The organism is Paenibacillus silvae (genome assembly GCF_014639235.1).
In the GTDB taxonomy this organism is placed as follows: domain Bacteria; phylum Bacillota; class Bacilli; order Paenibacillales; family Paenibacillaceae; genus Paenibacillus; species Paenibacillus silvae.
On record NZ_BMFU01000005.1, the window covers coordinates 40,496 to 53,817 of the forward strand.

The following is a 13,322-nucleotide window of genomic DNA, read 5'->3' on the forward strand; positions in this document are numbered from 1 at the left end:
GCATCTTTCCTCTCTTGAACTCCAGCAGCATAACATGCCTACATTTCCTGCTCGTATTATGCCATCATTCTTTCTATCATATCAAAAAAACGTATCGTGTACCAAAAAAAACGCATTTATATACCAAAAAAACATTATTTGAACGCAAAAAAATAACTCTTTTACCCGAAAAACATCAGATTGTCGCGAAAAAAGACCGTTCCATTGAACACCGAAGCCTCCAAAGAACGGTCATTATTAATATTATGCTGCCACTGCCGATACACCCATTACAGATGAATGCCTGCCTGTTCAACAAGCGCATGCTGCAGCACCTGATCCATATGAGCTACAGGTACAAATTCCACATCTTCCTTGATGCTGTCCGGAATATCACGCAGATCGCGTTCATTATCCTTAGGCAGTAATATTTTTTTGTATCCCGCACGGTGGGCCGCCAGTGACTTCTCTTTCAGGCCGCCTATCGGCAGTACCCGGCCGCGCAGCGTAATTTCTCCTGTCATGGCGATATCCTTCGACACATGCTTGTTGGTCAGAGCCGAGATCAGCGCTGTTGCCATCGTTATGCCTGCAGATGGACCATCTTTCGGAATCGCACCTTCCGGCACGTGAATGTGAATGTCGTTTTTCTCATGGAAATCAGATGCAATTCCAAGCTGCGCTGCTTTGGAACGTGTATAGCTGAATGCAGCCTGAGCTGATTCCTTCATGACATCTCCCAGCTTACCTGTGAGTGTCAGCTTGCCCGTTCCAGGTACAACGGTGACTTCAATAACAAGCGTGTCTCCGCCCACTTCCGTCCACGCCAGTCCTGTTACTGTGCCAATCTGATCCTCCAGCTCTGCCATGCCATAACGAAATTTACCCGGACCAAGATAGTCTTTAACATCATCCGGCAAGATGACAATCTGTCCTTCGGTGCCCGACACAACATTCTTAGCCGCTTTCCGACATAATGATGCCATTTGCTGTTCCAGATTCCGCACACCAGATTCACGCGTGTACTCACGAATCACCTTCAGCAGGCTGTCATCCGGCACTTGCAGCTGATCTTCTTCCAGACCGTGATCCTTTTTCTGTTTTGGAAGCAGATAGTTTTTGGAAATTTGCAGCTTTTCCAGCTCGGTATACCCCGGAATATTCAGCATTTCCATCCGGTCCAGCAGTGGACGCGGAATGTTATGCACGGTGTTCGCTGTAGTTATGAACATAACGTTGGATAAGTCAAAAGGTAGCTCTACGAAGTGGTCACTAAACGTATTGTTCTGCTCCGGGTCGAGCACCTCCAGCAATGCAGCCGAAGGGTCTCCACGGAAATCAGAAGCCATCTTGTCGATCTCATCCAGCAAAAATACAGGATTGAGTGAGCCTGCCGTTTTCATGCCCTGAATGATGCGGCCTGGCATCGCTCCTACATACGTACGGCGGTGACCACGAATCTCTGCTTCGTCCCGAACGCCGCCCAGAGAGATACGTACAAACTCCCGGCCCAGCGATCTCGCAATGGAACGGGCAAGGGAGGTTTTACCTACCCCTGGCGGTCCTACCAGACAAAGGATCGGACCTTTGAGCTTTTTGACAAGCTTCTGCACAGCCAGATATTCCAGCACACGCTCTTTCGGTTTCTCCAGCCCGTAGTGATCGGCATTAAGCACGTCCTCGGCCTTCTGGATATCCAGATCGTCCTCGGTCATCTGACTCCAAGGCAAAGCAAGCAGCCAATCCACATAATTGCGGATGACGCCCCCCTCCGCAGAGCTTGCCGGCATTTTCTCCAGTCGATCAATTTCTTTCTCGACCTTTTCTTTCACCTTGTCCGGCAGGCCAAGACTTTCCATCTGGTTGCGAAGTTCCTCAACTTCGCCCGCTCGACCTTCTTTTTCACCGAGCTCCTTCTGGATTGCCTTCATCTGCTCACGCAAATAATATTCCTTCTGCGTTTTCTCCATCTGCTTCTTCACACGTTGGCTGATCTTGCGTTCAAGCTCCAGCACTTCGCGCTCGTTGTTCAGGATGTCGAGCAGTTTCTCCAGACGCTCCCGCACGTCGATGGTCTCCAGAATTTCCTGTTTGTCCTTGATCTTCAAGGACAAATGGCTGGTAATGACATCAGCGAGTCGTCCTGGCTCTTCGATGTCGGATACGGCGGCCAGCGTCTCGGGAGTTACTTTTTTGGACAGATTAATATAATTCTCGAACTGATTCAGAACGGTACGCATCAGAGCGTCCGTCTCCGGATGACTATTCTCTTCCTCAGGCAGCTCTTGCGCCAGCACCTCGTAATAGTCCTCGTTGTCCGTATATTCAATAATTTCAGCCCGTTCCAAGCCTTCCACAAGTACTCGAATGGTTCCATTGGGCAGCTTCAGCATCTGTCTTACCTTGGCTACGGTTCCAATGCGGAAAATATCCTCTCGTGTGGGTTCCTCAATATTTACCTCGGCTTGGGAACATAGGAGAATCAAATGTTCTTCTACCATCGCTTTTTCTAAAGCCTTGACCGATTTCTCCCGGCCCACATCGAGATGCAGCACCATACTCGGGTAGACGAGAAGTCCTCTTAAAGGCAGTAAAGGAAAACGACGACCTTTCACTTTGCTCGGTCCCATCGCTTTCGCACCTCCAATGGCTCTCAGGTTGTAGTCATCCATTATTCTATCAAATGTTCACATAAAAAACCAATGAAGGGAAGCGCTTAGCAGCTTCCCGAATCTGTAACACGCCCAGGCCGAGGTAACTCTGCCCGTAAATAAGAAGCGGATGCCGGAGGGAAAATGTCCGTTTTCGGTGCCGCCGTCTCCTCTGCCACCACCTGCTGCTCCACTTGCTGCGCTCCCGGCTCCGCGCCAAACACTTCACGAAATACATCCTGAACCGTATCTACCGGGATTACCCGCAAGCCATCCAGATTTTCAAAAATGGACTGCCAGTTCTCCGCCGGTATAATGACCGTCTTCGCCCCAGCCTGAAAAGCCGCCTCCACCTTCGCCAGCACGCCGCCTATCGGCTTCACACGCCCATGGATACTGATCTCACCCGTCATTGCAATCTCATGATCTACAGGGCGACCTTGAATGGCTGAAGTGATCGCTGTCGCCATCGCAATGCCTGCTGACGGGCCATCAATCGGCGTACCACCCGGGAAATTCACATGCAAATCGTAATCGCTTGTGCGAATTCCCATCGCTTTCAGAACGGTTAACACATTCTCAACCGAGCCTTTGGCCATACTTTTCCGCCGGAGTGTACGAGAACCGCCTCCGATCTCTTCCTCATCCACAACTCCCGTAATATTGATACGTCCTTGCTCGTTGGGTGCAGGAACAGCGGATACCTCAATCTCCAGAATCGTGCCCATATTGGGCCCATACACTGCAAGACCGTTAACAAAACCGACCTGCGGCTGTGACGGAACTTTGCGATCCGGCCTTGGCTGAATCTGACTGCTGCCTGCAACCCACTCTACATCAGAAGCCTGAAGTGTCTCGCGCTTCTCCGTAAGTGCAAGGCCCGCGGCCAGCTGTATGATGTTGACCGCCTCGCGACCGTTGGTCGCATAACGTTTGACCACATCAACTGCTTCCGGACAAGGACTGAATCCGATTTTCTGGACAGCGTCCTCTGCAATTCTGCCAATCTCCTCCGGCAGCAGTGGGCGGAAATAGACCTCCATGCACCGCGAACGCAGGGCAGGCGGGAGCTCGTGCGGGGAACGGGTCGTTGCACCGACAAGGCGAAAATCCGCAGGCAGACCATTTTGAAAAATATCGTGGATATAAGCAGGAGTATGCGTATCCTCCGAGTTATAGTACGCACTTTCCAAAAAGACCTTGCGATCCTCCAGCACTTTGAGTAGCTTATTCATCTGAATGGAATGTAATTCTCCAATTTCATCAATAAAAAGCATGCCGCCATGTGCTTTGGTCACTGCCCCCGGCTTCGGTTGAGGAATACCGGCAACCCCCATCGCTCCTGCGCCCTGATAGATCGGATCATGAACGGAACCAATCAAGGGATCAGCGATTCCGCGCTCATCGAAACGTGCTGTTGTTGCATCCAGTTCCGTGAATTTTGCATCTGCCTTGAAGGGAGATGACGGATTTTTCTTTGCTTCCTCCAGCACAACTCTGGCTGCGGCAGTTTTGCCGACTCCCGGCGGTCCATAAATAATAACGTGCTGCGGATTGGCACTGCATAGAGCTGCCTTGAGCGCACGCAAGCCGTCTTTTTGCCCAACGATATCGTTAATGGTTGCCGGGCGTGTCTTCTCCGAGAGCGGCTTGGTGAGCGAGATGGAACGCAGCTTGCGCAGCTTCTCAAGCTCCTTGCGGGATTCACGCTCAACGGCCGTACGGTTTGTTTTCTGGCCGCGAAGCAAATTCCAGAAGTATAGCCCGATTACCACTCCAAAAAATAACTGTATCAACATGAATACCATGCCAAGCTCACCCATATTTCAACATCCTCCTGTTCTGTACTTCTTCTCATCTGTGATCATGCTAATACTTGGTAGTATAGCCTTTTCACCGAGACGTAAACGGGAGAAGCTGAATTTGTACTGAGAATTTATTCGAAGGATATGTAAAAAGCCCGCCAGGAATGGCGAGCCTTCAATAAATGTTAACGAAAATTAGTGCGAGCGTCCAGGGATAACCCCTGTCTCTTCATACGCTTCAACGATTTTGTCGATTTCTTTTTTCAGTTCCTCTACCATAATCTCTTCCGGCACTTTACGAATCATTTTACCATGGCGGAACAAGAGACCTTCTCCGCGGGCTCCTGCAATACCGATATCCGCTTCTTTGGCCTCACCCGGACCATTTACTGCACAGCCTAGCACGGACACTTTGATCGGCACCTTCAGCTTGGAAATATACTCTTCCACCTCATTAGCAATGGAGAACAGATCAATATCCAAACGCCCGCAGGTCGGACAAGAAATCAGTGTAGCCGCATTGGAAATCAACCCAAACGTTTTGAGCAGATCGCGCGCAACTTTAATCTCTTCAACTGGATCGGCACTTAGCGAGATACGCATCGTTGAACCGATACCCATAGAGAGCAAAGCCCCCATACCCGCAGAACTTTTGATCGTACCCGAGAATAATGTGCCTGCCTCGGTAATTCCGAGGTGCAGTGGATACGGAATGATCTGTGCCGCCTTCGAATATGCTTCTATTGCCATCGGCACATCTGATGCCTTGAGAGATACGATAATATCATGGAAATCAAGCTCTTCGAGAATACCGATGTGATACAAAGCACTTTCAACCATGGCATCCGCTGTAGGATAACCGTATTTTTCGAGTAAATGGTTCTCCAGTGAACCTGCATTTACCCCGATTCGAATCGGTATTCCTTTATCTTTGCAAGCCTTCACAACCTCTTCAACCTTGGCACGTTTACCGATGTTGCCCGGATTAATCCGTACTTTATCAATGCCGTTCTCGATGGCTAACAGAGCGAGCTTATAGTTAAAATGAATATCAGCAACCAGCGGAATGTGAATCCGCTTTTTGATTTCTTTAATCGCCGCCGCAGCTTCTTCGTTATTAACGGTTACACGCACCACCTGGCATCCCGCTTCCTCCAAGCGCAAAATCTCTGCGACTGTGGCTTCCACATCTGCTGTTTTGGTCGTACACATACTCTGGATAATAACCTCGTTGCTGCCGCCAATCGTCAAGTTCCCTACTTTCACGGGACGGGTATCCTGTCTTAAATACATGAGTGATTTCTCTCCCCACAACGTCAAAGCTCCACTCTGACAAAAGACTGAATAAACGCCTTCTGCCCAAGTGGAGAACTGACAAGTCTATATTTCAGAGCTAAGCCGAAGAAGTGCAGCTTAGGCACTTTCCTCCTGCTTATCGTCCTTCGATTGGCCAAGTTCAGGCACAACTTTCTTCTCAACAACTTCTTCAGTGATGACACAACTGGTCACATCTTCACGTGAAGGCACTTCATACATGATATCCAGCATGATGCCTTCGATGATTGCACGCAAACCACGTGCACCCGTGTTACGCTTGATCGCTTCTTTGGCGATTGCCAGCAACGCACCCGGTTCAAACACCAGGTTTACATTGTCCAGCTCAAGCAGTTTTTGATATTGCTTCGTCAAGGCATTTTTCGGTTCGGACAAAATCCGCACCAACGTATCCTCATCCAGTGGCTCCAAAGTAGAGATGACTGGCAGACGACCTACAAATTCAGGGATCAGACCGAATTTCAGCAAGTCTTCCGGCAATACCAAGCCCAGGTATTCGCCCGGTTTCAAATCTTTTTGCTCCGTAGCGGCATTAAAGCCAATGACTTTTTTACCGATCCGGCGTTTGATCATCTGCTCGAGGCCGTCAAAAGCACCGCCGCAGATAAACAGAATGTTTGTTGTATCAATCTGAATGAATTCCTGATGCGGGTGCTTACGGCCGCCCTGTGGCGGTACAGAAGCAACAGTGCCTTCAAGAATTTTCAGCAATGCTTGCTGTACACCTTCACCGGATACGTCACGCGTAATGGACGGATTCTCCGATTTACGTGCCACTTTATCAATCTCATCAATATAGATAATGCCACGCTCTGCTTTTTCCACATCATAGTCAGCCGCCTGGATCAACTTGAGCAGAATGTTCTCAACATCCTCACCCACGTATCCCGCTTCTGTCAATGAAGTTGCGTCCGCAATAGCAAAAGGAACGTTCAGAATTTTTGCCATCGTTTGTGCAAGCAACGTTTTACCAGAACCCGTAGGCCCTAACAGCAAAATGTTACTTTTGGACAGCTCGACATCCTCAATTTTACTTTGTGTATTAATCCGCTTGTAGTGGTTGTACACTGCAACAGACAATGATTTTTTCGCTTGTTCCTGACCAATAACATATTGATCCAGAATATCACGAATTTCTTTTGGTTTCGGAATATCTTTCAGGTCCAGTTCTTCATCATGACCAAGCTCTTCCTCTACAATCTCGGTGCAAAGTTCAATACATTCATCACAGATGTACACGCCTGGTCCTGCAACCAGCTTACGTACCTGTTCTTGAGATTTACCGCAAAAAGAGCATTTCAGCTGCCCTTTCTCGTCGTTAAATTTAAACATGAAACCACCCCTTTAGGAATTGATCGGTCTGCTGAGCACCTGGTCAATAATGCCGTACGTTTTCGCTTCTTCAGCGCTCATGAAAAAGTCACGGTCTGTGTCCCGCTCAATTTTATCAAGGGGCTGACCTGTACGATCAACATATATTTGATTCAGTTTCTGACGAGTTTTAATGATCCATTCTGCGTGAATTTTAATATCCGCAGCCTGTCCCTGTACGCCGCCAAGTGGCTGGTGAATCATGACTTCACTGTTCGTAAGCGCGTATCTTTTGCCAGGAGCACCTGCGGTCAGCAATAAAGAACCCATGCTTGCTGCCATACCTACGCAAATGGTCGATACATCAGGCTTGATAAATTGCATCGTATCGTATATACCCATCCCTGCAGTAACAGAACCACCAGGTGAATTAATGTACAAGCTGATATCCTTCTCCGGATCATCGGCTGCCAAAAACAAAAGCTGAGCTATGACAAGATTGGCTACATCGTCATCAATCGCACTGGTTAGAAAAATAATGCGATCCTTCAGCAAACGTGAATATATATCGTAAGAACGCTCGCCTCGATTGGTTTGTTCAACAACCATTGGCACCAGACTCATGAGACCAACCTCTTTTCTACATGTAATTAGACATAGGCTGACTGTAAAGCAAACCCAAAATCATTTTAACATGTTCCTGTGACAATGTCATTTTTCAGGAATCATGTCATCTTCCGGTTGTTTACGATTTAGCCTGATCATATTTAACCATGTTTTCTATGTATGTGCAAATTACAACCATCCTATGCCGCCTTGCCTTTTTTTATTTCACCTGAAGTGCAAAAGAATGAAATTTATGGGGAACGGGCACAGTGCAACAAAAGTTAATAACATCCAAATCATCACTCATATTGCTATAAAATGGATGTTCTAATTTAAAAATAAGGCACGTAATGAACTCACGTGCCTTATCATTTATAAAGCCGTCATACTCAGACAGCTTGTCTTATTTTTCGCCAGCTTCTGCAGCCGCTTCTTCGGCTGGAGCTTCAACCGGCTCAACAACTTTGCTGTTCTCTACAAGAACGTCGATTGTTTTGCGCAGTTTAACTTCATCACGAAGGCTCTCCAGGGAACCGTTGCCTTCGAGGATGCCACGAATCTCTTCAGCAGGACGCTTGTAGGATTCAGCCATTTTCTCGAGCTCTTGGTTCACTTCTTCGTCAGATACTTCGATGTTTTCCGCTTTGCCTACTGCTTCAAGCACCAGGTTATTGCGTACACGCTTCGCAGCATCATCTTGCATTTGTGCTCTCAGATCAGCTTGAGTCTGACCGGAGAAGCTCAGGAACATTTCAAGGTTCATACCTTGGTTGCGAAGACGGTTGTCGAAATCACGCATCATGTTCTGTACTTCGCTCTCAACCATCGCAGAAGGGATATCCACTTCAGCATTCTCAGCTACTTTTTCTACAACTGCATTTTCCTGTGCAGCTTTGAATTCGTCAGCTTTACGGGATTCCAGTTGTGTTTTGAGGTCAGCTTTGTACTCTTCAAGAGTATCAAATTCACTAACGTCTTTAGCAAACTCATCATCCAGCTCTGGAAGCTGTTTGCGTTTGATTTCGTGAACTTTCACTTTGAATACCGCTTGTTTGCCAGCCAGTTCAGCTGCATGGTAGCTCTCCGGGAAAGTTACTTCCACGTCTTTGAAGTCGCCAGTGGACAGACCCACGACTTGCTCTTCAAAGCCAGGAATGAATGTGTTGGAACCCAGTTCCAGGGAGTAACGCTCTGCTTTACCACCTTCGAAAGGTACGCCATCAACAGAACCGTCGAAGTCGATTACAGCAACATCGCCGTTCGCTGCAGCGCCTTCGTCAACTACAACCAGTTCAGCATGACGCTGTTGCAGACGCTCCAGCTCTTCTGCTACTTCTGCATCCGTTACTTCAGATTTAGCTACAGCAACTTCGATTCCTTTGTAGTCACCCAGAGTAACTTCAGGTTTCACTGTTACTTTAGCTTTAAATTTGAAAGATTGTCCTTTAGCAAATTGCTCGATGTCAACATCAGGACGATCTACCGGGAAGATATCCGTTTGGTCAATCGCTTCTGTGTAAGCTTCAGGAAGCAAAATGTCGATTGCGTCTTGATAAAGGCTCTCTACCCCGAAACGAGCTTCGAAGATGGAACGTGGCACTTTACCTTTACGGAATCCAGGCACGTTTGCTTGTTTAACTACTTTATTAAAAGCTTTGTCAAGTGCTGCAGTTACACGATCTGCACTGACTTCAACCTCAAGAACCCCAAGGTTCTTCTCTATCTTTTCCCAAGTTGCTTTCATTGTATACTTTCCCCTCCAAAATTCACATGTTCACGTAGGCGATCACGCACAAAATAACCATTTTAGTATAAACAAGTTTGCATTCTTTTTCAAGGGGAATCCCTTGATACGGTTTAAGGTAAACGTTTCCGTCCTTTATTTGCTATCCAAACCGGCAGAAACAAACTGTTTCATAGAGCGATATGCCTGCTCCAGCCGGAACCTCATTGCACCAGTCACAGCGTACATTGAGCGCGTATTCTCTTCATCATGCGAACCGCCGAGACTGTCCGCCACCGTCATATGTAGTGCAGCGGCCCATATGTCTGCCATCGCATCATTATCCTCAAGCATGGACTGGTAATCCCGCGTTCCGTAGACCGCCATTACATATTGTATCCACAGTTCCTGGGCAAAATAAAAGAGCGTAGGCTCATGAACCTCCGTCTGATCCGCCACCCGTTCCAGAATCTGCACGATCTGCAGCGGAAACTCTTCCGGCTTGAGCGGTACGGCTGCCACATCAATTTCTACCTGTTCTTCGCCCCTGGTAAATGGAATGATCTCCTGCAGCCCTCTGCGACGCAAGGTTTGCAGCACTCTGAACTGCAACAGGGGATGAAGCGGCTTCGTTTGCAGCCAGTGGATAAGCTCCTCATCTACCTTGGAAACGTCCAGAAAGGCCAGCTGCTCCAGCGCCAGCATCGTCTGTTCAGACAACGGCCCTTCCATAACTGTACGAAGAAGCTTGTCGGCGTAACCGTCATCCTGTGCAAGCTTTAACTTGGCATGCTGCCGAGCCATCTCTTCCTCGCTGACCTCTTCCTCGTCATCCTGCTCTGGCTCGACTGTGCGACTTGACGGCATTTCCATCGCTTCATATTGAGGGAAAGCTGCCTGGAGCCACTCCAGCAGGGCACGCCATTCATCGTAATGACGCTCTTCCTGCCCCTGGCATTGCAGCAAAAAGCGAAGCAAGTCCATTGCTTCACCATATCGTTCATTTTCAAGCATTACCGTCAGTTGTATCTGATAGTAGTCCAGCGTTTTTGGAAACAGCACGATCTTGTTATTGTGCGAGGTTTCCGGGGGTGTAGATTCCTTGATGGGAGCACCTCCTCTGTTCCTGAATCTCCATTTGGAATCAACCGTGAATAGATATATATTAACGAATATTGATCTATTTCCCGCATTCTTCTGATATTTTAACATAACCTTAATTAGAATGAAAAAAACGTTGCGGCCGCCAAATATCATATACGAAATCGGATCGAAAATAAAACATTTGATATTATTTTTTATTTATGATAAAATCATATTTGCTTGAAAAATTTCATGTCTCAGTAGCTCAGCAGGATAGAGCAACGGCCTTCTAAGCCGTCGGTCGGGGGTTCGAATCCCTCCTGGGACGTTCAAAGAAAAGCTTCCTTTTGGAAGCTTTTCTTGCGTTCGCGGGATGAGAACCCCATGGATTCGTCGGAGCATCGGCTTCGGAAGCTTAGGCTTCGCAGTCTCGACTGCAAGGAGAGTATCCCTCCTGGGACGTCATAAAAAGAAGCTTCCTTTGGGAAGCTTTTTTGCGTTCGCGGGATGAGAACCCCACGGGTTCGTCGGAGCATCGGCTTCGGAAGCTTACGCTCCACAGTCTCGACTGCAAGGTGAGTATCCCTCCTGGGACGTCATAAAAAGAAGCTTCCTTCGGGAAGCTTTTTTGCGTTCGCGGGATGAGAACCCCATGGATTCGTCGGAGCATCGGCTTCGGAAGCTTAGGCTTCGCCTCCACGTTTAAAAAAGTGGGGGCTCGAGGCAATTGAAAAGGCAATACCACAGAGCCCCCCCCTTATCCGTACATCTCCGTACATCAAAATTTCTAACGAATCCAGGAGACGCTATTTGGCTTGTTTTAGGCATCTCACAAACGTAACGATTCCTACAGACCTTATTTATTCACATTCGCTTAATTTATACACTTTTTCGTGCCAATTTGACTAAATAGCGTTTGTGGGGATCGTTAGAGTTTGAAAAGTCCCCATATACGCTAAATAAGGTTCCTCAGATTCGTTAGCGCTTGGAGAGTTAAATAGGTAGGAAATTGGACGGAGTTTGGATGGTTTTGGGTTGGGTTGGGTTGGGTTGGGTTGGGTTGGGTTGGGTTGGGTTCGTTAGATGGTTGGTTAGGTTAGTTTGTCGGATAAAGTTTAGGTGGAATCAAGTTTGACTATATGGAGTTGGGTTTAACAAATGAATCTTTCTCATCGTATATTCTATATCATCATACGCTTATAGCCCTTTCCCTTTGCCCTTACTTGTATCCAAGTACCCCTGTCCAATCTACCTGTCATCATGTAAACAATGCTTTATTTTAAAGAAGCCCAGCTCTTACTCTTACTCTCACACTCCAACTCCCTACCCTTATACTTTTTGAAAATAAACAAGCTCTTGGTACGTGCCATAAAAAACAGCGTAAACACCACCAGAATTGTTAACCATCCTTTTCACGACACCCGGCTCAGCCTACCAAGTGATGTATGTAATAACCACGCACACGTCTGCTGTAGAGTTTTTCATTACATTGCCCCATGTTGACATGAAATGTTATGCTTGTTTAATTAGACCTATGATAAACAGGAGATTACTTATGTCATCACATACCCAACAGCATCAGCACTCCCTTTCTTTGACGGAAAAAGAACCGTCCCAACACGGGACCGAACAAACACAGCACACATCCAGAAATTATGCGTTGCTGCTTGCCGGGATTATCGTGCTTGCCGCTACGATGCGTTCACCCATTACTGCCACAGGTCCCGTCGTGGAATTGATTCGTTCAGACACCGGCATCGGCCATACGATGGCTGGATTGCTGACATCACTGCCTTTGATTGCTTTTGCAGCCGTCTCACCTTTTGCCCCGCGCCTTGCCAGACGTTTTGGGCTGGAGACCGCTCTCCTGCTCGCTGTAATTATTGTTACTGGAGGTATAACTTTACGCCTTCTTCCCTCTGTTGCCGCTTTGTATGCAGGGACAGCTCTTCTGGGATGCGGGATTGCCTTCAGCAACGTACTCTTGCCAAGTTTAATTAAACGTGATTTCCCGTTACGTGTCGGTATGGTCACAGGGCTGTACTCGGTTTCCATGAATATGTTTGCCTCGATCTCGTCAGGCATCAGTGTACCCGTGGCAGAAGCCTCTTCACTTGGGTGGAGAGCCTCATTGGGGATGTGGGTCATCTTCTCTATACTCGCCGTTTTGTTATGGCTGCCCCAAGCTTGGAAGGGCCGACAACAGATGTTATATGCGACCTCCCTGAATGAAGGCACACCCACTCGACTGCGGACGTCTTCCCTGGCCTGGTTTGTGACTCTGTTTATGGGGTTACAGTCGCTAATCTTCTATACCACCATCACCTGGCTTCCCGAAATTCTAACGGACCAAGGCTTCAGTGCCTCCTCGGCAGGCTGGATGCTTTCATTGATGCAGCTGGTGAGTGTTCCCGTAACTTTCGTTGTGCCAATCCTTGCTGGAAGAACAAAAGATCAACGACTGCTGACCACCATCACATGTATGTCGCTTATCTTCGGGTATGCCTTGTTATTTACTGGTGTACCTGTGCTTGTTACTATCGGAGTTGCGTTAGCCGGTGTTGGTGCTGGAGCTTCCTTTGGTCTGGTCACCATGTTTTTTGTGCTTCGCACCACTCATGCGCGGGAGGCTGCACGTTTGTCGGGAATGGCTCAATCCTTCGGATATCTGCTTGCGGCGGGCGGACCCTTGCTCTTTGGCCTGCTGCATGACTGGACCCATGGCTGGACACTGCCGCTGCTCATTCAGATCTTTGTTGCGATTGTGCTGCTTATGACCGGGATTCAGGCAAGCAAAGATCAAACCATTTCTTAGTTTGGTAAAAAAAT

8 protein-coding genes and 1 tRNA gene are annotated in these 13,322 nt (G+C 47.8%); 2 read left to right on the forward strand and 7 right to left on the reverse strand.

The features are described 5' to 3' along the window. Positions 1 to 269: 269 nt before the first annotated feature. The 7 genes from lon to IEW26_RS17995 all read right to left on the reverse strand — a co-directional run bounded on the left by lon (position 270) and on the right by IEW26_RS17995 (position 10,517). Positions 270 to 2,609 carry an endopeptidase La gene (gene lon / locus IEW26_RS17965; protein ID WP_188593349.1) on the reverse strand — a complete coding sequence of 780 codons (2,340 nt, stop codon included), beginning with the start codon at positions 2,607 to 2,609 and terminating at the stop codon, positions 270 to 272. An 86-nt stretch (positions 2,610 to 2,695) separates the two neighbouring features. Continuing rightward, a complete protein-coding gene (gene lonB / locus IEW26_RS17970) occupies positions 2,696 to 4,453 on the reverse strand; it encodes an ATP-dependent protease LonB (RefSeq protein WP_188593350.1) in 1,758 nt (585 codons plus the stop codon). 177 nt (positions 4,454 to 4,630) lie between these two features. Then, positions 4,631 to 5,728 carry a flavodoxin-dependent (E)-4-hydroxy-3-methylbut-2-enyl-diphosphate synthase gene (gene ispG, locus IEW26_RS17975; protein WP_111268781.1) on the reverse strand — a complete coding sequence of 366 codons (1,098 nt, stop codon included), beginning with the start codon at positions 5,726 to 5,728 and terminating at the stop codon, positions 4,631 to 4,633. A 120-nt stretch (positions 5,729 to 5,848) separates the two neighbouring features. After that, on the reverse strand, positions 5,849 to 7,102 hold the full coding sequence (gene clpX / locus IEW26_RS17980) for an ATP-dependent protease ATP-binding subunit ClpX (protein ID WP_111268782.1): 1,254 nt from the start codon (positions 7,100 to 7,102) through the stop codon (positions 5,849 to 5,851). A gap of 12 nt (positions 7,103 to 7,114) precedes the next feature. Then, a complete protein-coding gene (gene clpP / locus IEW26_RS17985) occupies positions 7,115 to 7,705 on the reverse strand; it encodes an ATP-dependent Clp endopeptidase proteolytic subunit ClpP (RefSeq protein ID WP_090919143.1) in 591 nt (196 codons plus the stop codon). A gap of 385 nt (positions 7,706 to 8,090) precedes the next feature. Beyond that, positions 8,091 to 9,431: a trigger factor gene (gene tig / locus IEW26_RS17990; protein WP_188593351.1), complete on the reverse strand. Its 1,341-nt coding sequence runs from the start codon at positions 9,429 to 9,431 to the stop codon at positions 8,091 to 8,093. Positions 9,432 to 9,566: 135 nt separating this feature from the next. Then, complete coding sequence (locus IEW26_RS17995) at positions 9,567 to 10,517, reverse strand: hypothetical protein (RefSeq protein ID WP_186323121.1); 951 nt, start codon at positions 10,515 to 10,517, stop codon at positions 9,567 to 9,569. A gap of 230 nt (positions 10,518 to 10,747) precedes the next feature. On the opposite strand from IEW26_RS17995, the gene IEW26_RS18000 reads away from it, so the two are divergent. Next, positions 10,748 to 10,821: transfer RNA gene (locus IEW26_RS18000), tRNA-Arg, on the forward strand. 1,227 nt (positions 10,822 to 12,048) lie between these two features. Continuing rightward, entirely contained in the window at positions 12,049 to 13,308 is a 1,260-nt protein-coding gene (locus tag IEW26_RS18005; protein WP_188593352.1) for a CynX/NimT family MFS transporter, read from the forward strand. The last annotated feature ends 14 nt before the right edge of the window (positions 13,309 to 13,322 follow it).

Bases quoted from the DNA above. Each gene is read 5' to 3' on its own strand.
- tig (WP_188593351.1), bottom strand. From the start codon at position 9,431: ATGAAAGCAACTTGGGAAAAGATAGAGAAGAACCTTGGGGTTCTTGAG.
- IEW26_RS18005 (WP_188593352.1), top strand. From the start codon at position 12,049: ATGTCATCACATACCCAACAGCATCAGCACTCCCTTTCTTTGACGGAA.
- lonB (WP_188593350.1), bottom strand. From the start codon at position 4,453: ATGGGTGAGCTTGGCATGGTATTCATGTTGATACAGTTATTTTTTGGA.
- lon (WP_188593349.1), bottom strand. From the start codon at position 2,609: ATGGGACCGAGCAAAGTGAAAGGTCGTCGTTTTCCTTTACTGCCTTTA.
- ispG (WP_111268781.1), bottom strand. From the start codon at position 5,728: ATGTATTTAAGACAGGATACCCGTCCCGTGAAAGTAGGGAACTTGACG.
- clpX (WP_111268782.1), bottom strand. From the start codon at position 7,102: ATGTTTAAATTTAACGACGAGAAAGGGCAGCTGAAATGCTCTTTTTGC.
- clpP (WP_090919143.1), bottom strand. From the start codon at position 7,705: ATGAGTCTGGTGCCAATGGTTGTTGAACAAACCAATCGAGGCGAGCGT.